The 19,794-nt window shown below is 71.0% G+C and carries 21 protein-coding genes; 13 read left to right on the forward strand and 8 right to left on the reverse strand.

From position 1 onward, the window contains the following. Positions 1-343: 343 nt before the first annotated feature. Positions 344-1,222 carry a helix-turn-helix transcriptional regulator gene (locus K2224_RS18505; protein ID WP_221907624.1) on the reverse strand — a complete coding sequence of 293 codons (879 nt, stop codon included), beginning with the start codon at positions 1,220-1,222 and terminating at the stop codon, positions 344-346. 195 nt (positions 1,223-1,417) lie between these two features. Between K2224_RS18505 and K2224_RS18510 the strand changes: the two genes are divergently transcribed. The 5 genes from K2224_RS18510 (at position 1,418) to K2224_RS18530 (ending at position 6,538) form a co-directional block, all read left to right on the forward strand. Further along, on the forward strand, positions 1,418-2,467 hold the full coding sequence (locus K2224_RS18510) for an aldo/keto reductase (protein WP_221907625.1): 1,050 nt from the start codon (positions 1,418-1,420) through the stop codon (positions 2,465-2,467). Between the two features lie 50 nt (positions 2,468-2,517). Further along, positions 2,518-2,814, forward strand: coding sequence for a putative quinol monooxygenase (locus K2224_RS18515; RefSeq protein ID WP_221907626.1), 297 nt, complete (start codon positions 2,518-2,520; stop codon positions 2,812-2,814). 364 nt (positions 2,815-3,178) lie between these two features. After that, positions 3,179-5,095 (forward strand): ABC transporter ATP-binding protein, encoded by a 1,917-nt coding sequence (locus K2224_RS18520; RefSeq protein ID WP_260692775.1) that lies wholly within the window; start codon positions 3,179-3,181, stop codon positions 5,093-5,095. 86 nt (positions 5,096-5,181) lie between these two features. Further along, positions 5,182-5,796 carry an RNA polymerase sigma factor gene (locus K2224_RS18525; protein ID WP_221907627.1) on the forward strand — a complete coding sequence of 205 codons (615 nt, stop codon included), beginning with the start codon at positions 5,182-5,184 and terminating at the stop codon, positions 5,794-5,796. Next, positions 5,789-6,538: a hypothetical protein gene (locus tag K2224_RS18530; RefSeq protein WP_221907628.1), complete on the forward strand. Its 750-nt coding sequence runs from the start codon at positions 5,789-5,791 to the stop codon at positions 6,536-6,538. Before K2224_RS18525 ends, K2224_RS18530 begins: the two co-directional genes overlap by 8 nt. Before the next feature lie 60 nt (positions 6,539-6,598). On the opposite strand, the gene K2224_RS18535 is transcribed toward K2224_RS18530, so the two are convergent. The 5 genes from K2224_RS18535 to K2224_RS40695 all read right to left on the reverse strand — a co-directional run bounded on the left by K2224_RS18535 (position 6,599) and on the right by K2224_RS40695 (position 9,431). Then, positions 6,599-7,033 carry a hypothetical protein gene (locus K2224_RS18535; RefSeq protein WP_221907629.1) on the reverse strand — a complete coding sequence of 145 codons (435 nt, stop codon included), beginning with the start codon at positions 7,031-7,033 and terminating at the stop codon, positions 6,599-6,601. Between the two features lie 58 nt (positions 7,034-7,091). Continuing rightward, positions 7,092-7,925 carry a heavy metal-binding domain-containing protein gene (locus K2224_RS18540; protein ID WP_221907630.1) on the reverse strand — a complete coding sequence of 278 codons (834 nt, stop codon included), beginning with the start codon at positions 7,923-7,925 and terminating at the stop codon, positions 7,092-7,094. Positions 7,926-7,983: 58 nt separating this feature from the next. Then, positions 7,984-8,922: a heavy metal-binding domain-containing protein gene (locus K2224_RS18545; protein WP_221907631.1), complete on the reverse strand. Its 939-nt coding sequence runs from the start codon at positions 8,920-8,922 to the stop codon at positions 7,984-7,986. A 129-nt stretch (positions 8,923-9,051) separates the two neighbouring features. After that, positions 9,052-9,294 (reverse strand): hypothetical protein, encoded by a 243-nt coding sequence (locus K2224_RS40690; RefSeq protein WP_260692776.1) that lies wholly within the window; start codon positions 9,292-9,294, stop codon positions 9,052-9,054. After that, positions 9,291-9,431, reverse strand: a complete 141-nt coding sequence (locus K2224_RS40695) for a hypothetical protein (protein ID WP_260692777.1) — start codon at positions 9,429-9,431, stop codon at positions 9,291-9,293. Before K2224_RS40695 ends, K2224_RS40690 begins: the two co-directional genes overlap by 4 nt. A 409-nt stretch (positions 9,432-9,840) precedes the next feature. Between K2224_RS40695 and K2224_RS18555 the strand changes: the two genes are divergently transcribed. The 3 genes from K2224_RS18555 to K2224_RS18565 all read left to right on the forward strand — a co-directional run bounded on the left by K2224_RS18555 (position 9,841) and on the right by K2224_RS18565 (position 13,254). Next, positions 9,841-10,842: a phosphatidylserine/phosphatidylglycerophosphate/cardiolipin synthase family protein gene (locus K2224_RS18555; RefSeq protein WP_260692778.1), complete on the forward strand. Its 1,002-nt coding sequence runs from the start codon at positions 9,841-9,843 to the stop codon at positions 10,840-10,842. A gap of 649 nt (positions 10,843-11,491) precedes the next feature. Further along, positions 11,492-12,700, forward strand: a complete 1,209-nt coding sequence (locus K2224_RS18560; RefSeq protein WP_260693482.1) for a S8 family serine peptidase — start codon at positions 11,492-11,494, stop codon at positions 12,698-12,700. 317 nt (positions 12,701-13,017) lie between these two features. Further along, positions 13,018-13,254 carry a DivIVA domain-containing protein gene (locus K2224_RS18565; RefSeq protein WP_221907632.1) on the forward strand — a complete coding sequence of 79 codons (237 nt, stop codon included), beginning with the start codon at positions 13,018-13,020 and terminating at the stop codon, positions 13,252-13,254. Positions 13,255-13,331: 77 nt separating this feature from the next. Here K2224_RS18565 and K2224_RS18570 read toward each other — a convergent pair whose 3' ends face one another. After that, a complete protein-coding gene (locus K2224_RS18570) occupies positions 13,332-14,387 on the reverse strand; it encodes a YncE family protein (RefSeq protein WP_221907633.1) in 1,056 nt (351 codons plus the stop codon). A 225-nt stretch (positions 14,388-14,612) separates the two neighbouring features. Here K2224_RS18570 and K2224_RS18575 point away from each other — a divergent pair, with 225 nt between their 5' ends. From K2224_RS18575 to K2224_RS18585, 3 genes are all read left to right on the forward strand, one after another. Further along, positions 14,613-15,602, forward strand: coding sequence for a LysR family transcriptional regulator (locus K2224_RS18575; protein ID WP_221907634.1), 990 nt, complete (start codon positions 14,613-14,615; stop codon positions 15,600-15,602). Between the two features lie 103 nt (positions 15,603-15,705). Next, on the forward strand, positions 15,706-16,371 hold the full coding sequence (locus K2224_RS18580; RefSeq protein ID WP_260692779.1) for a molybdopterin-dependent oxidoreductase: 666 nt from the start codon (positions 15,706-15,708) through the stop codon (positions 16,369-16,371). Next, positions 16,355-16,984: a cytochrome b/b6 domain-containing protein gene (locus tag K2224_RS18585; RefSeq protein WP_221907636.1), complete on the forward strand. Its 630-nt coding sequence runs from the start codon at positions 16,355-16,357 to the stop codon at positions 16,982-16,984. Before K2224_RS18580 ends, K2224_RS18585 begins: the two co-directional genes overlap by 17 nt. On the opposite strand, the gene K2224_RS18590 is transcribed toward K2224_RS18585, so the two are convergent. Next, the gene (locus K2224_RS18590; protein ID WP_221907637.1) at positions 16,927-17,808 is read right to left on the reverse strand and encodes a bifunctional 2-polyprenyl-6-hydroxyphenol methylase/3-demethylubiquinol 3-O-methyltransferase UbiG; all 882 of its coding nucleotides are present in this window, start codon (positions 17,806-17,808) and stop codon (positions 16,927-16,929) included. The genes K2224_RS18585 and K2224_RS18590 overlap by 58 nt on opposite strands. Positions 17,809-17,932: 124 nt before the next feature. Here K2224_RS18590 and K2224_RS18595 point away from each other — a divergent pair, with 124 nt between their 5' ends. Then, a complete protein-coding gene (locus tag K2224_RS18595) occupies positions 17,933-18,667 on the forward strand; it encodes a response regulator transcription factor (RefSeq protein WP_221907638.1) in 735 nt (244 codons plus the stop codon). After that, positions 18,657-19,769, forward strand: coding sequence for a sensor histidine kinase KdpD (locus K2224_RS18600; RefSeq protein ID WP_221907639.1), 1,113 nt, complete (start codon positions 18,657-18,659; stop codon positions 19,767-19,769). Before K2224_RS18595 ends, K2224_RS18600 begins: the two co-directional genes overlap by 11 nt. The last annotated feature ends 25 nt before the right edge of the window (positions 19,770-19,794 follow it).

Here is a 19,794-nt window from a genome sequence, read left to right on the forward strand (position 1 = left end):
TTCGGAGCAGTTCGGTACGACGGTTGTTCCTTCGTCGCATACTGGGACTCATGCACGTGCTGAGGGCGAGCGGTGAAGCGGAAATGGCCGCCTGCTTCATGGCGGGCGGTGATCGTGTTGGACGGCTCGATCGTGACCGTGGCCATGCCGGCCGTTCAGCGTGATCCCGGCTTCAGCCCGGAGGGCCGCACGACGCGTCGTCCTCCGCCTCAAGGTGTCCCGGCTCTACGGCACGGCCCTGGACGTTGCCGAAGGGTCGTAGGACTCCGGGAGAAGGTCGCTTTGCCGGACCTGGAAGGGGCCCGCTCCGTCCGTTCGTCGGTCCGGCACCCGGTCTGCCGGGTCAGGCCACCGGCAGTGCGTCGCGCGCCCAGTTCGACAGCAGGCGCAGGGCGGTCTCCGAGGGTGTTCCCTCTTCCACGGTGTGGGCGATCAGTGCCTGGTCCGGGTCGTCGGGCAGTCGTAGCGTCTCGAAGCCCAGGTCCAGTTCTCCCACGACGGGGTGACGGTAGACATAGCGTCCGTGGGTCTTGTCCTTGAGCCGGTGTTCGGCCCATGCCTCGCGGAACTCCGGGCTGGTGTCGGCGAGTTCGTCCAGCAGCTCGGCGGTCCGCGGGTCGTCCGGGTGGCGGCCGGCGTCCAGGCGGAGGTACGCCGCCACATCGGATGCCTTGCCGCGCCAGTCGGCGTACAGGCTGCGCATGCCCTCGTCCAGGAACACCAGGCGGGCCAGGTTGCGCTGCCGGGGCGGCAGGGCGCCGAAGTCGGTGATCAGTGCCGCGGCGAGGCGGTTCCAGGCCAGCACGTCGGTGTTCCGGCCGACGATGTACGCCGGGACGTCGGGCGTCGAGTCCAGCAGTCGGAGCAGACCCGGTCGCACCCGTTGCGGCCGGGCCTGGTCCTGGTCGGACCCGCCGTCCGCGCCGTCCGCCTCCGGCCACGGCCGTGCCAGGCGGTAGAGGTGGGCTCGCTCCACCGCGTCCAGGCGCAACGCCCGGGCGACGGCGTCCAGTACCGCCTCCGAGAAGTGCAGGGTGCGGCCCTGCTCCAGGCGTACGTAGTGATCGACGCTCACCCCGGCGAGCTGCGCCAGTTCCTCCCGCCGCAGCCCCGGAACCCTGCGGCGTCCGCCGTATGCCGGCAATCCCAGTTCCTCCGGCCGCAGGCGGGCCCGACGGGAGCGGAGGAACTCACCCAGTTCTGCACGTCGATCCAATGCCATGCCGGAAGTATCGGCCCTTCCGGTGCCCGTTGTCGCCCGCTCAGCCTGGTCATGCCGTGCCCAGGCATCGCCTGCCACTCCCTTCCCCGCCACCGGTCGACCACGGTGGTGTCCGGCGACGGAGCCGACCCGGACCGCCGACGACGCTCTCGACAGCCACCGCACACACCAACTCCCGGACGGGACAGACCTGTTATGACCAGCCTCCCCACCCGCCCGCTGGGCACCACCGGCATGGACATCACCACCGTCGGCTTCGGCTCCTGGGCCGTCTCCGGCACCGGCTGGCGCTTCGGCTGGGGCACCACCGACGACGAGGAATCCGTCGCCGCCATCCGCCACGCCCTCACCTCCGGCGTCAACTGGATCGACACCGCCGCCGTCTACGGCCTGGGGCACTCCGAGACACTGGTCGGCAAGGCCATCGCGGGCCTGCCCCGGTCCGAACGCCCCTACGTCTTCACCAAGGTCGGCATGGTCTGGGACCCGACCGACCCCCAGGCACCGCCGCGTAGCACCATGCAGCCCGCCAGTGTCCGCCGGGAGGTCGAGGACTCGCTGCGGCGGCTGAACGTCGAGCACATCGATCTCTACCAGGTGCACTGGCCGGACACCGGCGGATCGCAGGAGCAGGTCGGTGAAGGGTCCGGCACCGTCTCCCCCGACGACACCCCGCTGGGGGTGTACTGGCAGGTCATGGCCGATCTCAAGGCCGAGGGCAAGGTCCGCGCGATCGGTCTGTCCAACCACTCCCCCGAGCAGCTGGCGGCCGCCGAGGAGATCGCGCATGTGGACGTCATCCAGCCGCCGTTCTCCGCCATCCACCGCGCCGCCGCCCCCGAAATCGCCTGGGCCCACACCCACAACACCGGGGTCATCGTCTACTCACCGCTCCAGTCCGGCCTGCTCACCGGCGCCTTCTCCGCCGAGCGCGTGGCCAGTCTGCCCGCCGACGACTGGCGCGCAAGTCACCCCGACTTCACCACCGGCCTGGCCGCCGGCCTCCAACTGGCCGACGCCCTGCGTCCCGTCGCCGCACGGCACGGCGCCACCGTCGCCGAGACCGCCCTCGCCTGGGCGCTGGCCTGGCCCGGCCTCACCGGCGCCATCGTCGGCGCCCGCCAACCGGCCCAGGTCGACGGCTGGATCAACGCCGGCACCATCGACCTCACACCGGCCGACCTCGACGAGATCGCCGGCGCCATCACCGCCTCCGGCGCCGGCACCGGCCCGCCCCGCCCCTGAGTCCCTGAACGTCCCCGCCCTCACCGCGCACCACTGGAGGACCGCACACCATGTCACTGACCGTCGTCGCCGAATGCCTGGCCGCCCCCGGGAACGAGGACCGGCTCCGCACCGCCCTGGAAGCCATGATCGAACCGTCGTTGGAAGAGCCGGGTTGCCTGGCCTACCACCCCTATGCGGACCCCAACGAACCGGCCCGCATGGTGATCGTCGAGGAGTGGACCGACCTGCAGGCCCTTGAGGCCCACTTCGCCACCGCCCACTTCCACCACGTCCGCCAGGTCCTGGACCTCGTCCTCGCGGAACCGGTGACCGTACGGAAGCTGGTGGCCGCGCCCGACGCCTGAGACGGGGACCGGGACCGGCGAGCGGCCGTCCAACCCCGGCAATCCCTTTTGTCTTTCCTTCCGTATACGCAATTGATGGATGGATTCAACGGGGACCAGGAGGAAGGGGCGAGCATGGGAGTCTTGGACAACCTCGCTCCCGCGCTGGGCCGTAGCCACCATGACCACATGGGGCGAGGCCGGCACAGGGACCACGACGGACACGACCACGATCGTCATGGGCGCCACGACCGGGACCACGACCGCGACGATCGCCACGACCGGGACCGGGACCGGGACCGTGGAGAGAGGTACTGAACCTTCGCCGTTTCTGTTCCGCGGCCGGGCTTCGCGCCCGGCCGCACCGGTCGGTCGGTGAGGCGAAATGAGCCGTCTGAGGTGGGCCGTTCGGCGGTTGCTGTCCGTCGCGGAGGACCCCGAAGACGCGGCCGGAATCGTCGAGGCCGCCCCGCCGGTGCCGCTGCGCGAGATCTTCCGGCGCTTCTGGCCGTACACACGCGGCGGTCGGCGCTGGTTGGCGGTGATACTGGCCTTCGTCGTGCTGGGGCCGGTCGTCGACGCCGCCGAGGTCTGGCTGTTCAAAATCGTCATCGACGACATGCTGATCCCGCGCAATCTGCACCTGTTCCTGCCGATTGCGCTCGCCTACGTGGGCTTCACCTTCCTTGCCGGAATTCTCGCCTTCGCCGACGACGTGACCTCCACCTGGGTCAGCGAGCGCTTTCTGCTGGCCCTGCGCTCCGAGCTGTTCGGCCATGTCGAAGGGCTCTCCCTCGGATTCTTCGAGCGGCGGCGGCTCGGTGATCTGCTCTCCCGCGTGACCGGGGACGTCGACGCGGTGGAGACGTTTCTGCTCTCCGGGATCGTGAACGCAATCGCACAGGTGATGCGCCTGGGCGTCTTCCTCGGTGTGCTGTTCTTCCTCCGCTGGGACCTGACGGTCCTCGCCCTCGTCATCGCCCCGCCGTTCTGGTACGTCGCCCGGCGCTTCTCCCGGCGGGTGCAGGCCGCATCACGGGAACGGCGGCGCCGCAGCGGCTCGATCAGCGCGATCACCGAAGAGGCCCTGGGCAATATCGCCCTTGTGCAGGCGTACAACCGGCAGCGATGGGAGCGGGACAGATTCGAGCGGGAGAACCTCGGCAGGTTCCGGGCCGCCATGACGTCCGCGCGGATCGGTGCCGTATACGCCACGATCGTCGACGTCATCGAGCTGGTCGGCGCGCTGCTGGTGATGGGCCTGGGCATCTGGGAGCTGGTGCGGGGCCGTCTCACCCTGGGCGGCCTGATGGTCTTCCTGACCCTGCTGAGCCGGCTCTACGGCCCGATCCGCGGCATCTCCGGCCTCAGCAACACCTTCTACTCGGCGTCCGCGTCCGCAGAGCGGATCATCGAGCTGCTCGACCAACGGCCCCAGGTCGCCCAGGCCGCGGCGCCCCGGGCACTCGTCCGTGCCCGCGGTGCGATCGACTTCGAGGACGTCTCCTTCCGTTACCCGGGGAGCAGCACTCAACCGGCCCTCTCCGGGGTCTCGTTCCGTGTGGCGCCCGGCGAGACCCTGGCGCTGGTCGGAGCGAGCGGCGCCGGCAAGTCGACCGTCGCCAAGCTGCTGCTGCGCTTCTACGACCCGGAGCACGGCACCATCCGCCTGGACGGGCACGATCTTCGCGACCTGCGCCTGGACGACCTGCGGAACGCCGTCGCGATCCTGCTCCAGGAGACGCTGGTCTTCCACGGCACGGTCCGCGACAACATCGCCTACGGACGCCCGGGCGCGAGCGATGACGCCATCGTCGCGGCGGCCGTCGCCGCCGATGCACACGAGTTCATCGGCCGGCTTCCGCAGGGCTACGACACGGTGGTGGGCCAGCGCGGCCGGCTGCTCTCCGGCGGGCAGCGGCAGCGCCTCGCCATCGCCCGCGCCATGATCCGCGACGCGCCCCTCCTCGTCCTCGACGAGCCGACCACCGGCCTCGACGCGGAATCCGGCCGGCACATCCTGCAACCCCTGCGTCTGCTGATGCGTGGGCGCACCACGATCGTGATCTCCCACAACCTCGTCACCGTCCGCGACGCCACCCGGATCGTGCTTCTCGAACACGGCCGCGTCACGGACCAGGGCACGCACGAGGAACTGCTCGGCCGCAGCCCGGTCTATGCCCGGCTCCACCGGCTGCACGGGGCGGACGACGTCACCTGCGGTCCGTCACCGCCCGAAACCACCCGCCGACGCCTTCCGCGCACACCCACCCACCGCACACCGCCGGTGCACATCCGGTAGCGACGGTCGGGCTCGGTCAGAATGGAGGTGTGGTCTTCCGAAACCGCCAGGCAATCCCCTGGCCGGGGCGGACCGTACGTAGGAGTATGCAGAGTTTGCGGCTCCCGGTCGGACGCATCCCGGACGAGGCGCTGCTGGCCGGCCTGGCCACGGGCGACCCCGAGCTCGCCGTCACGTTCGTGCGCCGGTTCCAGCACACGGTCTTCGGCGTGGCACTCGCGGTCACCCGCGATCCGCAGCTCGCCGAGGACATCGCACAGCAGACGTTCGAGCGGGCCTGGCAGCACGCGCAGGTCTACGACTCGCGCCGCGGATCGGTGACGGCGTGGTTGACGACCATCGCGCACAACCTCGCCATCGACGCCGTCCGGTCGCGGCGGCCGGAACCGGTGGCCCCCGAGGACCTCGACGCGCTCCTGGGCGCGGTGACGAGCACCCCCGAGCAGCAGGCGCTCGCGGACGAGGCGTCCTCCGCGCTGCGGGCCGCGGTGGCGCGACTGCCGGGTGAACAGGGCCGCGCCCTGGTGATGGCCGGGATCTACGGAATGACGGCCCAGCAGGTCGCCGACTGGGAGCACATCCCACTGGGCACCGCCAAGACACGGATCAGAACCGCGATGGGAAAACTACGGACCGCACTCACCTCACCCGGTTCCGCACCTCCGCACCCCACGTCTCCGGAGCGAGGCGGCCATGGATAAGGACCTGACCTGCGAACAGCTGCACGAGATCGGTGCCGAGCTGTCATTGGGCGTGCTCTCCGGACGGGCCCGGGCCGAGGCGACCGGCCATGTGGACCGCTGTGCCGACTGCCGGGAGTACATCGGGCAGCTCGCCCTCGTCGGCGACGGGCTGCTGGGTCTGCTGCCCGGTCGCGAGCCGCCGGCCGGTTTCGAGGCCCGGGTGGCACGACGGCTGACGCAGGCCCGGGCCACCAGCGACGGGCGCGAGGCCGCACGCGGATTCGGGTCCCGGCGGGCCGGCTTCCGCCGGAGCGTCCGGCTGCGGATCGCCTCCGCCGCCGCCGTGTTGGCGCTCGGGTTCGGGTTCGGCGGCTGGGCCCTCGGCTCGGCCATCGAAGAGGTGGTGGCCGGTCCCGCACGACCCGTTCAGACCGTGACCGGGTTGCTGCATGCGCCGCTCGTCGGGGCCGGGGCAGGACACGGCCGGCAGGTCGGGGAGATCTACGCCCACACCGGGGCGGAGGGCTGGGTGTTCATGTCCGTCGATCTTGCCGATGGCGGGATTCCGTACAGCGGCAAGGTCACCTGCCTACTGGAGCGTACGGACGGCACGACCGTCCGCCTCGGCACCTTCACCGTGCGCGACGGGGACGGCTACTGGGGCGGTCCGGCCACCGTGAACCCGTCGACGTTCTCCGGTGTCCGGCTCGCCTCGGCCGACGGCAGCGTGCTCGCCACCGCGCACTTCCAGGCACGGTGATCACCACCCGCGGGGCATGGGACGCCATGACCCGCGAGCCGTGCGGTGCCATCGGGCGGGTCAGCCTCCCAGGAGCAGCCGCTCCAGCGCCGCCCGGGCCTGCGCGTCGGACTCCGCGCGGGCGGCGATCGCCCCGGCCAGTTCCCGGACCCACTCGTCCAGGGGCACCGGGCGCCGGGAGAGGATCACGCCCCGCACCTCCTTGCAGATCTCTCCGCTCGGGCGGCCGCCGGAGAGGTTGAGCAGCAGGCGCTGCTCGCCGAGGGAGACGTCCAACCGGTCCACCCTGCCTTCCCGGCCGGCCAGCCGGTCTGCCATGGTGCGCCTGCGCTCGACCGCCACCGAACCCGGCGGCAGCGCGTCCGCCAGTGTCACGGTGAGCACCTGGGCGTAGACCTCCAGATCGGCGGCGTCCCGACGCAGGGCGGCGGCGAGCCGCTCGACGGAGGCGGGGCCGTCGCCGGACGCGGGCAGTGCGGGATCGTGGGAGGTCATGTGCGCGGTGGCCTTTCGTCTCGGTCTCGGGGACAGCGGGGTCGGCAGGGCGGGGCGCTCAGCCGTCCAGGCTCAGCACCATCGTCGGACGCTCGATGACATGATCGTCGCGCAGCGGCCGCACGGCGGTGCCGACGGCGAAGAACTCCGTGGTGTGACCGCCCCAGCGGTGGTTGTGCGAGTTGAGCTGGACGCCGACGATGCCCTCCGCGTGCAGCTCCTCCGCCTCCCGTTGCATCCGCTCCATCGCCAACTCCCGCGCGTCGTAGAGGGCCTGCGTGAACGGTTCGATCTCCACGTTCTTGCCGATGTTGGAGAACACCGAGCCGATCTTCTGGTGGGCGATGTGGTAGACGCAGGTGCCCATCACCATGCCCAGTGGGGCGTATCCGGCGCGGACCAGGGTCCAGAAGTCCTGTCCGCTCAGGTCGGAGGTGAAGGGTTGGCCCTTGATGTTGCGCCAGCTGCCGTTGCCGCCGGGCGCGGGCGCATCGGCCTTGACGGCGGTGCCGATGGCGATGAACTCGGCGATGTCGTTGCCGAACTCCCGCGCCTCGACCGAGAGCCGCACTCCCACGATGCCGTCGGCGCCGAGCTGCGCCGCCTCGGCCTCCATCCGCGTCATGGCCAACTCCCGGGCGTGGTACATGGCCTGGCTCAACGTCGTGAGCTCTTGGTTCTTCCCCCAGCGGCCCAGCTGGATGCCCACGTGGTAGATGGAGCTGCCCAGCACCAGGCCGAGCGGACGGAACCCCGCCTCGCGCACGAGCAGGAACTCGTTGACCGACAGGTCACTGGTGAAGATCGACCCCGGCCTGCCCGGCTGGAGTTCGGCCAGCCGCCGCATCGCATCGGCCGGGACGCCCTGGGCGGTCGGATCGGTGGCGGTCATGAGCGGTTCCCCTCGTGAAAGTGCCTGGTGATGACGGGTGGACGGTGATGGGGCGCGGTCACACCGGGCGCGCACGGCGTCGCTGCGGATCCAGCGACATCATGGTCAGCGTGCGCGGCGGCGCCTGACGGACCGTGAATCCGGCCACGGCCGTGCCGATCAGCGTCGCCTCGGCGACATGATCCTTCTGGTCGGAGTCGTTGTTGCGCCTGCGCGCCCTGGTGCAGGCCTCCTGCCATATCCGTAGTCGGCTGTCGCCCAGCACCACGCCGTCCGCACCGGTGGACCACGCCTGCTCACCGATTCGTGCGCGTGCGTCATGGCGGGTCGCCGCGACCAGCTGGCTCCAGCCGGTGACCTCCTGATTGCCGGCCGCGAACCACTTCTGCCGACGCGTCGTCCAGTCGTCGTGGCGGGTGCCGATGGCGAGACCCACCAGGAGTTCGACCGGCACCCAGCCCGCGGCGATCAGCTTGGCGAACCCCTGGCCGTCCAGGTGCGTGGTGAAGGGGCGCTGCGGGCGCGCCTGCCCCTGTGCCCGGACGGCGGTGCCTATCACCTGGAATTCGAAACAGTGCGGAGCGGACGGGAACGGCGCCATGGTGAGGTCGGCGGCCACCACGCCGTCGCCGCCGAGTGCGGTGCACTCCGCCGTCATCCGCGCGAGTGCCGCGTGCCGTGCCGCCAGCAGCACGTCGACCAGCGCCTTGGAGGCCGCGCCCTGGCCCGAGACGGCGACCGGCGCGGGCTCGTGGTTGCTCCCGGACCAGGTGGCGTGCCGGTAGCCGCAGTCGTAGTAGCGCCAGCGGGTCCCTCCGCCCGCCACGTGGTAGACGGCCGAGCCCAGCACCTGCCCGACCGGCTCGAAGCCGACGGATCTGATCGCGGCGAACTCGCCCGTCGACAGCGCCGAGGTCCAGGTGCCGCTTCGCCGTGCCTCGGCCGTGCGGGCCGCCGCCACCGGTGGCAGTCCGTCCCCGAGCCACTCCCCGCTCATGGACACCACTCCGTTTCCCCCTGGCAGTTTCCCTTGGCATGAGCCCTCGATCCCCCTGGCCCGAGCCCTCGAAAACCGAGTCTAGGGCGCGGGTCCGACAGTGCGGGTCGAGGGGACGGCAAGACCCGGTCACCGGTCGACGTACTTCCGCAGGACGGCCTGGTAGTCGGCCAATTCCGGCTCGGTGTGGAGCTCGCCGGTCCCCCTCTTGAGGCAGACCAGGCCCAGGCAGTCGGGCTTCCCGCTGCCGAGCAGCTGCTCGCTGCCGACCTTCCTGCCCGCCCTGGCCTCGCGCAGGAACAGCGTCTGCCGTCTGCGCCGTTCCGGCCGCGGGGCCTCCACGGGCGCCCCACCGGACCGGCGCCTGGTCACACGAGGTATCCGAGGTAGCGGACCGGGGCGGCCGCCACCACGGCGAACAGGGCACCCACCAGCGGGTTTCCGCCGTTGAAGGCGATCATCGAAAAGACCACCGCGATGCCGATGAACACGACCGTCAGCCTGGCCATGAACCACGCCTTGTCCCGGGAACGACGACGAGCCCGACTCAGCAGCGGCGGGCGACCCCACCTTCCCGTTCCTGCGTCAAGGGCGTGATAGTTGCCCCTTGCCCTCGCCACGTCGGAAGGCCGGGTTCCGCCGTCCGCCAGCTCCGAAATGGCGCCCCGGACGACGTGGCCGGCGCCCAGGCCGAAAAGCACCGAAGCAGCACCACAGCACCGCCGCCATCAAGCGGATGCGATCACTGACTTGCGGGGGATTTTGGCGATTTGATTGTCCGTCAAGTCCCGCTGCATTTTGCACAACTCTTCCCTTCTGTTCACGCAACTTGACTTCAACAACCATCGGGGCTGTGCCTTACTGAGGGATGCGCTACGCGCGTTGCACGATTCCCCCCACTACGTCAGGAGAGTCCCGGTGAGCCCTACCCGCCGCCTCATACCCGCTCTGACCGCAAGCGCCTTGGTCGCGGTGGGCGCGCTGATGCCCGCCACCGCCTCCGCGCACACCGCAAGCCCCTTCTCCCTGGTGATCCTGCCCGATCAGAAGGAGGGCGCCATCTACGACTTCGTCAACTCGGCGAAGAAATCGGTGGACGTGACCATCTACGAGTTGCGCGACACCACACTCGTCAATGATCTGGTCAAGAAACAAAAGGCGGGCGTGAAGGTCCGGGTGGTCTTCGACGCCCAGCACGAGTCCATCGACGGCGCCGCCTACAAGGCGCTCTCCAAGGCCGGCGCCGGGGTGACGTACTCGTCCTCGGCGTTCACCTACACCCACCAGAAGACGATCACCGTCGACGGCGCCAAGTCGTACGTGAGCACCGGAAACTTCGACACGAAGTACTACGCGACCTCGCGTGACTACGGCGTCTTCGACTCCGACAAGGCCGATGTCGCGGCGATCGAGAAGGTCTTCGCAGCGGACTTCGCGAAGACCTCGATCACCCCGTCCGACGGCACCGACCTGGTATGGTCGCCCACCGACTCGCAAAGCCACCTGCTGAGCCTGATCAAGGGGGCAAAGCACTCCCTCGATATTCAGCAGGAGGAGTTCGGCGACACCACTTTGGTGAATGCCATCGTCGCGGCCGCGAAACGCGGCGTCGCCGTACGTGTCGTCGCGGAGAACCAGTCGTCCAAGTACAGCAAGCAGCTGGGGAAAGTCACGGCTGCGGGCGGCAAGGTAGCCACCTACACGAGCTCCACGGGCTACTACATCCACGCCAAAGCGATCGTCGCCGACCGTGGAACGTCCTCCGCCAAGGTGTTCGCCGGATCCGAGAACTTCTCCAGCAACTCCCTCAACCACAACCGCGAACTCGGCCTGATTGTGAGCGACTCCGCAATCGTCAACGGCATCGAGAAGGCGTTCAGCGCGGACTTCCGGAAGGGTTCCGGAACCGCCCGACAGTAGCCTTACCGCAGCGGGGTGGTGCGGTCGTTTCGGCGGACATTTCGGCGGACATTCCGCGTACGACGGCCTCCGGCACGCCGTACGTCGCGGATGTCCGCACGACCGGCCGCACCACCCCGCGGGCACCGCCCGGGGTGAGAGACCACGAGAACGGCCGCGCCCGAGGGCCGCGGCGAGAATCCGGTGAGAACGGGCCGCGGCAGGGGGATGCCGCCGCCCGGCGCCGGGCGCCACCGCACCGGCGTACCCAGCGGCCCAGGGAAAGCCTTTGCCGTAGCCAGGTATCTCTTTGACGAACGGTTCACTACTTTGCAAGAGAGCCACCACTCACCGGGGTGGCGTCATTGAGTGCACGTGCGCAACTCATCACCGGTAATTCGCCGCACTTCTGACGGTACGTCACACCATCTCGCCCTCGCGCAGCAGTACCCGCTCGACATGTCATGCCCTCGACATGTCTCGCCGTGCTGCGCGCCGGACGCGAGCGACGTGGGCGTTTCCGGAACGGGAGTGCCGGCTGCCGGACTCTTCCCCCACGGAGGTCATTCCCTTGCGTTCCCCACGAAAGGGCAGATCCGATCGCACCCGAGGACTGGCGCGGCGCGCGGTCCCGACCCTGCTGTCGGCGGCAACCCTCGTCATCGGCGGCATGATCGCCGCCAGCCCGTCCACCGCCGCACCCACGGCGCTCGCTCGTCACACCTCCCCCACCGCGTCCGCAGCGACGTCGGCGGCCCGCTCCCACTCCCACATCCACACCCGCCGGTTGTGTGCACATCCGTCGACGCCCGGCGAGATGGCCTGCAACGCGGTGGCGCGGACGGACCTCAAGCAGCAGCTGTCCCTGCGGCCGCACGCCGCCCCGGGCGGGTACGGCCCCGGCGACCTGCAGAGTGCCTACAACCTGCCCCAGTCGGGCGGCTCCGGCCAGACCGTGGCGATCGTCGACGCCAACGACGACCCCAACGCCGAACAGGACCTGGCCACCTACCGCTCCCAGTACGGCCTTCCCGAGTGCAGCACCGCCAACGGGTGCTTCCAGAAGGTCGACCAGGACGGCGGCACCAACTACCCGGCGCCGGACTCCGGTTGGGCCGGTGAGATATCGCTCGACGTCGACATGGTCAGCGCCGCCTGCCCGCAGTGCCACATCCTGCTGGTGGAAGCGAACAGCGCCAACATGAACGACCTGGGCGCGGCGGTGAACCGCGCCGTCGCGATGGGCGCCAAGTTCGTCTCCAACAGCTACGGCGGCTCCGAGGACTCCAGCGACACCAACTCCGACGAGCAGTACTTCAACCACCCGGGAGTCGCGATCACCGTCAGCTCCGGTGACAGCGGCTACGGCGTCGAGTACCCGGCGGCCTCGAAGTACGTCACCGCGGTCGGCGGCACCTCGCTCCAGCAGGACAGCAGCTCCCGTGGCTGGTCGGAGACCGTCTGGGGCACCAGCGCGGGCGGCGAGGGCGCCGGCTCCGGCTGCTCCCAGTACGACGCCAAGCCGGCCTGGCAGCAGGACACCGGCTGCAGCAACCGCACCGTGGCGGACGTCGCCTCGGTCGCCGACCCCGCCACCGGCGTCGCCGTCTACGACAGCTACCAGGCCAGCGGCTGGAACGTCTACGGCGGCACCAGCGCCTCGTCCCCGTTCATCGCCGGCGTGTACGCCCTCGCGGGCGCCCCGGGTTCGTCCGACACCCCGGCCTCGTACCCGTACGCCCACGCCTCCGCGCTGAACGACGTCACCAGCGGCGCCAACGGCTCCTGCTCGCCCTCGTACCTCTGCACCGCGGGCGACGGATACGACGGCCCGACCGGCCTCGGAACGCCCAACGGAACGGCGGCCTTCACACAGTGACGCGCGGAAAGCGCACGGAGAACGTACAGAGCGCGCGCTGAGAGCGTACGGACAGACAGTCAGACACCGTCACAGTCCGGTGGCCTCCACGGCGCCGGACTGTGATCCGGTGTGGGGCGACGGGCAACAGGGGGAAGCCATGCGCAATCCTCCGCGTCGCCCTCGCGCGATTTGGGAGACCGTTCGGCGAAAGCTCTCGCCGCGGGCTCGTTTCCCCCGGCGCGCCAAGGTCACGTCAAGAGCGGCCCGGGCAGTGACTGGGACGTGGTATGTCTCAAGGACGTGACGTATGGAGAACGGAAGGAACGGGGGGCCAGGTGTTCACGGGCAAGGCACGGAGTCCGGAGTCCGCTTTCAGGTTCGAGCTGGTGCGGCGGGGCTACGACCGCGGCCAGGTCGACGCGTACGTCGAGCGGCTGTCCCAGGCCGGTCCGCCGCCGAGCGAACCGCCGGCGTTCGACCTGGTCCGGCGGGGTTACGACCGGCTCCAGGTGGATGCCTGTATCGAGGAACTGCGGGCGCGCAGGAGCGCCGGCCCGCAGCCGGGACGGTAGGCGGACGGGCCTGGTGACCGGCCGAACGACGGCTCCGCGCCGGTGTGTTGCCTTGGCGCGGAGTCGTGTCATTCGCCTCAGGCCGGGCGCGGGATGTAGGCCATGCCGTGGGCGCCGGCCTCGCCGCGCTTGGGGATGTCCAGTCGGGCCAGGCGCTTCAGCGTTTCCAGGTCGATGATGTCGACGGTGGACGAGGCGACACAGGCCACATAGGCGAGTCGGCCGTCGGGCGACGAGGTGATCGTCAGCGGGAGGTGCCCCACTTCGATCTCGCCCAGGTTCTTGTGGGTGTCCGCGGAGAACACCGTGAGGCGGCCGGGGGCACGTCGGCCGAGCGCGGAGTCGGGGTCGTGGGCCAGCCGTCCCTCGCCGGCGAGCAGCTTTCCCGTCGAGGTCAGGTGCACCGGCAGGACGGTGTCGGCCGTGGGCAGCGTGTCGACGACGGTTGCCGTCCGGGCGTCGATGACCCGGATCCCGGTGGCCGGACCATCGTTCGCGGACGGGGAGAAGGAACCCGCGTACGGCGCGGCCACGAAGACGTGCGTGCCGTCGGCGGAGACGGCGAGTCCTTCGCTGCCGGGCACCTCGACCTTTGCCGTGAGGGTTCCCCGTTCGAGGTCGACGACGGACACGAACGGGGCCTCCTTGTTGGCGGCGAAGCCCGTCCTGCCCGCCGGGTCGATGGCGAACCAGTGCGGGCCGGGCGCGTCCGTGTCGATCCGGCCCAGCGGCCGACGGGTGCGGGTGTCGATCACCACGACGCCGCCGGGGCGATCCGCCGAGCCCTCCACGCTGACGTAGAGGCGCTGCCGGACGGTGTCCAACGCCAGGCCGTGCGGCCCGTGTTCGGGGGCCAGGTCCACGACCTCGACCACGCGGCGGGTGTCCGGGTCGATGACGGTCACCTCGGTGCGTCGGCCGCTGTTGGCGTGGTAGTAGCCCGAGTGATAGGCGCTGGTGCACCACAGGAGGCGCTGCGTCGGGTCGAAGCACAACTCGTGCGGTTGGGCGAGTACTTCGGTCGTACCGAGATGCCGGTCCGCGGCGGCGTCGAAGAACGAGACGGTGGGCCCGCTCTGGCTGACCACGGCCAGAACATCGCCTTCTCGACCGGCGCGAGGGGACTGCTGCATCAGGGCTCCTTGAACGGAACGGATGGGTTGGCAGGTGGAACGTGGCGTCACGCGGCTTCGCGGACAGCTCCACTCTCCGCCCACGGAAGTCCCGGAGCAATGCAAAGATAGGCATCGAGCCATTGCCTCACCCGTAAAGATGCAGCTCACGTGCCCTACAGTCAGCGACTCCCACATCGTGAGCACGACTCCCACAACGGCTCACAGTGCAGCTCAGGAGCGACGATGGATCTCAATCTGCTGCGTGTCCTGGACGCCCTGCTCCAGGAGAACAGCGTCACCCGTGCCGCCGAGCGACTGGGCACCTCCCCCGCCGCAGTCAGCCGGACCCTGGCCCGCCTCCGCCGGGCCGTCGGCGACCCGCTGCTGGTCCGCGCGGGTCAGCAGATGGTTCCCACCCCGCGAGCCGTGGAACTCCGGGACGAGGTCGGCGCGTTGCTGCGCCAGTGCGACGACGTCCTGCGGCCCGGAGCGGGGTTCGACCCCGTGCACCTCCAACGCACCTTCACCGTGCAGGCCGCCGATCTGCTGCTGGCGGGGCTGGCCGGGCCCCTGACGGAGCAGATCCGCACCGAGGCCCCGCACGTCGATGTGGTCTTCCTGCCGGAGGCGGTGGAGGGCGGTCCGGCGCTGCGGCAGGGGTTGGTCGACATCGAGCTGGGTGTCCTCGGACACCTCGATCCGGAGACCCGGACCCGACCGCTCACCCGCATGAGTCTGGTCGGCGTCGCCCGCGCGGACCACCCCCTCTTCCGCAAGCGGATCGACGCGCGTCGCTTCGCCGCGGCCGACCACATCGGCATCTCCCGGCACGGAAAACGCCTCGGCCCCATCGACACCGCACTCGCGGAACGCGGGCTGCGGCGCCGGGTCGCGGTCGTCACCCCCAGTCACACCAGTGCGATGATGCTCGCCCGGGACACCGACCTCGTCGCACTGACCCTGGCCGACTGGCTTCCCGACGCCATCTCCGCACTGGGCCTGCGCACCTTCCCCATCCCACTCCCCCTGGAACCCCTCGATCTCGGTATGGCCTGGCATCCTCGCAACTCGTCCGATCCGGGCCACCGTTGGTTCCGCGAGCGCCTGGCAGCCGCGGTGCCGGCCCCGCCGGGGAAGGAGGACACCGGATCTCCGGAGAGCGAGTTGCGCGAGGGTCCGAGGGGCCTGGCACCCGGGCCTTCGAAGGTGAGGCCGGGTCTTACGAATCGCTGACGGTGGGGCGTGCGGGGTGTGCGGAGCGCCGGGGTGGTGCTCTGCTGGGCGCATGGTCAGTGAACGGCAGGAAAGGCCCGTCGGTCGGCGGTTGGTGCTGGGGATGCTAGGGATCGGTGCGACGGGTGTGGCGCTGGGGGCACCGCTGCGGGACGCTGTCGACGGGGCGCTCGCACGGGTACGCGACAAGGATCCCACCGGTGTCACGGGGCTGTTGCCCGGTTCCGGTGGTTTTCGGTTCTACTCGGTGGCGTCGTCGGTTCCGCGCCGGACCGCGGCCGACTACCGGCTCACCGTGGACGGGCTCGTGGCGCGTCCGAGGACGTACACGTTGGCGGAGCTGCAGGGCCTGCCGCGTACCCGGCTGGTGAAGGACGTGCAGTGCGTCACGGGGTGGCGGGTGCCAAAGACGCCGTTCACCGGGGTGCTGCTGTCCCGTCTGCTCGCTGCGGCGGGGGTGGAACCGCAGGCCAGGGCGGTGCGCTTCACCTGTTTCGACGGGGTGTACAGCGAGAGCCTCACCCTGGAGCAGGCCCGGCGGCCGGACATGCTGGTCGCCTATGCGATGGACGACCGGCCGGTGACGGATGCGCACGGCGGACCGGTCCGGCTGTACGCGGCGCCGATGTACTTCTACAAGTCGGCGAAGTGGCTGTCCGGGATCACGGTCACCGACCGGGTGCAGCCCGGCTATTGGGAGCAGTACGGGTACGAGGTGGATGCCTGGGTCGGCAGGTCGAACGGGCGGGACGATGCCGGTGTCGACTGAGCGTGCGGCCGCGACGCGACGTGCCGAGCCGGTGGTGCGGAGGTTCACCGCGGCCGAGCGGTGGGTGCACTGGGGAACGGCGGTGCTGATGGGCGTCATGCTGGTCACGGCCGCCGGTCTGTATGTCCCGTCGTTGGCGGAGCTGGTGGGCCGTCGCAGGCTGGTGGTCGGCCTGCACGAGTGGGCGGGGCTGGCGTTGCCGGTGCCGCTGCTGGTGGGGCTGGTGTCGCGGGCCCTGCGGGCGGACCTGGGCCGGCTGAACCGGTTCGGGCAGCATGACCGCGGCTGGGTGCGCGCGGCGCTGCGTGGGCGCCGGCGGCCGGCGGGGAAATTCAACGCCGGCCAGAAGCTGTACGCGGCGTTGCTCGCCGGAGGGGTGCTCGTCATGATCGGTACCGGGCTGGTGCTGTGGTTCCCGGGCCTGGTGCCGGTGCTCTGGCGGACCGGGGCGACCTTCGTCCATGACTGGACCGCCCTGCTCATCGGCGTTCTCGTCGTCGGTCACATCGGGATGGCGGCCCGCGACGAGGAGGCCCGCCGCGGGCTGCGCACCGGCTATGTCTCGCGTGACTGGGCCAGGCGGGAACACGTCCTGTGGGAGCGGGAGTCCTGACGGCGCAGTTCCAGGAAGGGGCGGCCGCCGCGTGTCCACCGGTCGGCGGGGCGCCAGCCCGTCGCGTCGGCGGCGCGCAGCAGGGCGGGCGCGCCCAGCCGGGCCCAGGGGAACGGGTGGCCGTGGCGGCCGTCGGTGTCCTCGATGCGCACGGTGAGGCGTTCGTCGACGTCGTGCGGGGCGGCCTCGGCCAGCAGTCGGCCGCCGGGGGCCAGCAGGGTGTGCAGGCGGGTGAGCAGGGCGAGCGGGTCGCCTCCGATGCCGATGTTGCCGTCCATGAGGAGGACGGTGTGCCAACGGCCTTCGGCCGGCAGACGGTCGAAGACGGAGCGCCGCACGGCCCGTCCGCCGAGGCGGCGGGTGCGGGCCACGGCGGACGGGCTGACGTCCACGCCCAGCGCCGGCACGCCCCGGGCGGCCAGCGCGGCCACCATGCGGCCGGGGCCGCAGCCGGCGTCGAGGACGGGGCCGGTGCAGCGGCGCAGCACGCTGGTGTCGGCGGCGTCGGGGGCCGCGCACCAGCGCTCGACGTCCAGGGGCAGCAGGTCGCCCTGCCAGTCGGGGCCGGGCGGGGGGTGGTGCGGTGCCAGGCGGCGCAGGTGGAGCGGGCCGGTGCCGGTGCGCAGGGCCTGGGCGTAGGGGTGGTCCGTCCATGGGTCGGCCGGCGGCGCGGCGGGCGTGAGTCGGTTCGCGGGCCGGGACGGCGGGCGGTCGAGCAGTGCCCGGCGGCCGGTGGCCCGCTTCGGCCCGAGGTCGGATGGCTGCTCTTCGAGGCCGGGCAGGACGACGTCGAGCCGTGCGGCGCGGGAGGGTGTCTCGTTCATTCCCCTCACCCTACGAAGACAAAAAGGACATAAGGGATTTGGTGATCTTACGGAACGCTGACGGCACGGAGCCGGGCTGACCGCAGTGGTTCGGCGGGCGCAGGAGGGTGCAAAACTCGGTGAGGTGAAACGCGTACTCGTCGTGGACGACGACCCCACCGTCTCCGAGGTCGTGGCCGGCTATCTGCACCGGGCGGGCTTCGCGGTCGAGGTGAGCGCCGACGGCCCGGCCGCCGTGGCACGCGCCGCGGCACACCCTCCCGACCTGGTGGTACTGGATCTGATGCTGCCCGGAATGGACGGGCTGGAGGTCTGCCGCCGCCTCCGCGAGCAGGGCCCGCTCCCGGTCATCATGCTGACCGCGCGCGGTGACGAGGAGGACCGCATCCTGGGCCTGGAGGTCGGGGCGGACGACTACGTCACCAAGCCCTTCAGCCCGCGGGAGCTCGTGCTGCGGGTGGAGTCGGTACTGCGCCGGGCCGGCGCGCCGGCCGCGGCCGGGAGCGCGGCGGCCGGGCCATGGCTGCGGGTCGGTGCGCTCGCCCTGAACCCGGCCGCCCGGCGCGCCACCCGCCACGGCACCGAACTCGCCCTGACCATCCGGGAGTTCGACCTGTTGGAGTTCTTCCTTCGGAACCCGGGGCGGGCGACGAGCCGGGAGGATCTGATGCGCCGGGTGTGGGGCTGGGAGTTCGGCGACCTGTCCACGGTGACCGTCCATGTGCGGCGGCTGCGCGAGAAGGTCGAGGACGACCCGGCCCGGCCCCGTCTGATCAGCACGGTGTGGGGCGTGGGCTATCGCCTCGACGCTCCCGCGCCGCAGGAGAACGACGAGGACGGAGCCGGCGATGCTCGGTGACGCACTGCTCATCGCGCTGTACGCGGCGGCCGGCGCGGGCGCCGCCGGGCTGGTCGGAACGGCCGCCCTGCGGTTGCTGCGGAACCGCTCGGTCACCCTCTCCCTGGCCGTGGTCGCGGCCGTCACGGTGGCGGCGATGCTCGCCGGGACACTGCTGGTGTCCTGGGCGATGCTGCTGTCCGATCACGACCTGTGGGTGGTGACGACGGTGTGCGCCATGGCGGCGCTGGTGTCCCTGGCACTGGCGCTCGTCCTCGGGCGCGGCGTAGTCCGCGGCAGCCGCGCGCTGACCGAGGCCGCCCGCGCGCTGGGCGACGACGGCCGTTTCACGCCGCCCGCCAGCGCGCCGACTGCCGAACTTGCCGAACTGAGCCGGGAGTTGGCCGCCACCAGTGCCAGGCTCACCGCGTCCAGGGAGCGCGAGCGGGCCCTGGAAGCCTCCCGCCGGGAACTGGTTGCCTGGATCTCCCACGACCTGCGCACTCCCCTGGCCGGTTTGCAGGCGATGGCCGAGGCGCTGGAGGACGGCGTGGTGGCGGACCCCCGCGTTTACCACACCCGGATCCGCACGGAGGTGGAGCGGATGGGCACGATGGTCGGCGACCTGTTCGAACTCTCCCGTATCCAGGCCGGGGTCCTGTGCCTGTCCCCGACCCGCATGTCGGTCTACGACCTCGTCGGCGACGCCATCGCCGGCGCCGACGCGCTGGCCAGGGAACACGGCGTACGGCTCGTCGGGGACGGCGTCGAACGGGTGCCGGTCGAGGTCGACGGCCGCGAGATGTCCCGGGTGCTGGCCAATCTGCTGGTCAACGCCATCCGCCGGACCCCCGCCGACGGCACCGTCGCGGTCTCCGCCCGTCGGCAGGACACCGGTGTGGTGCTGTCCGTCACCGACGGGTGCGGCGGGATCCCGACGGCGGACCTGCCCCGGGTCTTCGACACCGGTTGGCGCGGCACCGACGCCCGGACCCCGCCCGCCGGTGCGGGCCTGGGCCTGGCCATCGTCCGCGGCATCGTCGAGGCCCATCAGGGCCGCGCGGCGGTGCGCAACGTGCCTGGCGGTTGCCGCTTCGAGGTCCATCTGCCGGCGGCGGGCTGAGCCGCACGGGCCAGGCATCCGCCGG

The sequence above is a fragment of the Streptomyces sp. BHT-5-2 genome (assembly GCF_019774615.1).
GTDB lineage: Bacteria > Actinomycetota > Actinomycetes > Streptomycetales > Streptomycetaceae > Streptomyces.

What these genes read in the sequence shown, in the direction of transcription:
- K2224_RS18505 (WP_221907624.1), bottom strand. Translation starts at nt 1,222, where the DNA reads ATGGCATTGGATCGACGTGCAGAACTGGGTGAGTTCCTCCGCTCCCGT.
- K2224_RS18510 (WP_221907625.1), top strand. Translation starts at nt 1,418, where the DNA reads ATGACCAGCCTCCCCACCCGCCCGCTGGGCACCACCGGCATGGACATC.
- K2224_RS18515 (WP_221907626.1), top strand. Translation starts at nt 2,518, where the DNA reads ATGTCACTGACCGTCGTCGCCGAATGCCTGGCCGCCCCCGGGAACGAG.
- K2224_RS18520 (WP_260692775.1), top strand. Translation starts at nt 3,179, where the DNA reads ATGAGCCGTCTGAGGTGGGCCGTTCGGCGGTTGCTGTCCGTCGCGGAG.
- K2224_RS18525 (WP_221907627.1), top strand. Translation starts at nt 5,182, where the DNA reads ATGCAGAGTTTGCGGCTCCCGGTCGGACGCATCCCGGACGAGGCGCTG.
- K2224_RS18530 (WP_221907628.1), top strand. Translation starts at nt 5,789, where the DNA reads ATGGATAAGGACCTGACCTGCGAACAGCTGCACGAGATCGGTGCCGAG.
- K2224_RS18535 (WP_221907629.1), bottom strand. Translation starts at nt 7,033, where the DNA reads ATGACCTCCCACGATCCCGCACTGCCCGCGTCCGGCGACGGCCCCGCC.
- K2224_RS18540 (WP_221907630.1), bottom strand. Translation starts at nt 7,925, where the DNA reads ATGACCGCCACCGATCCGACCGCCCAGGGCGTCCCGGCCGATGCGATG.
- K2224_RS18545 (WP_221907631.1), bottom strand. Translation starts at nt 8,922, where the DNA reads ATGAGCGGGGAGTGGCTCGGGGACGGACTGCCACCGGTGGCGGCGGCC.
- K2224_RS40695 (WP_260692777.1), bottom strand. Translation starts at nt 9,431, where the DNA reads ATGGCCAGGCTGACGGTCGTGTTCATCGGCATCGCGGTGGTCTTTTCG.
- K2224_RS18560 (WP_260693482.1), top strand. Translation starts at nt 11,492, where the DNA reads ATGATCGCCGCCAGCCCGTCCACCGCCGCACCCACGGCGCTCGCTCGT.
- K2224_RS18570 (WP_221907633.1), bottom strand. Translation starts at nt 14,387, where the DNA reads ATGCAGCAGTCCCCTCGCGCCGGTCGAGAAGGCGATGTTCTGGCCGTG.
- K2224_RS18575 (WP_221907634.1), top strand. Translation starts at nt 14,613, where the DNA reads ATGGATCTCAATCTGCTGCGTGTCCTGGACGCCCTGCTCCAGGAGAAC.
- K2224_RS18580 (WP_260692779.1), top strand. Translation starts at nt 15,706, where the DNA reads ATGCTAGGGATCGGTGCGACGGGTGTGGCGCTGGGGGCACCGCTGCGG.
- K2224_RS18585 (WP_221907636.1), top strand. Translation starts at nt 16,355, where the DNA reads ATGCCGGTGTCGACTGAGCGTGCGGCCGCGACGCGACGTGCCGAGCCG.
- K2224_RS18590 (WP_221907637.1), bottom strand. Translation starts at nt 17,808, where the DNA reads ATGAACGAGACACCCTCCCGCGCCGCACGGCTCGACGTCGTCCTGCCC.
- K2224_RS18600 (WP_221907639.1), top strand. Translation starts at nt 18,657, where the DNA reads ATGCTCGGTGACGCACTGCTCATCGCGCTGTACGCGGCGGCCGGCGCG.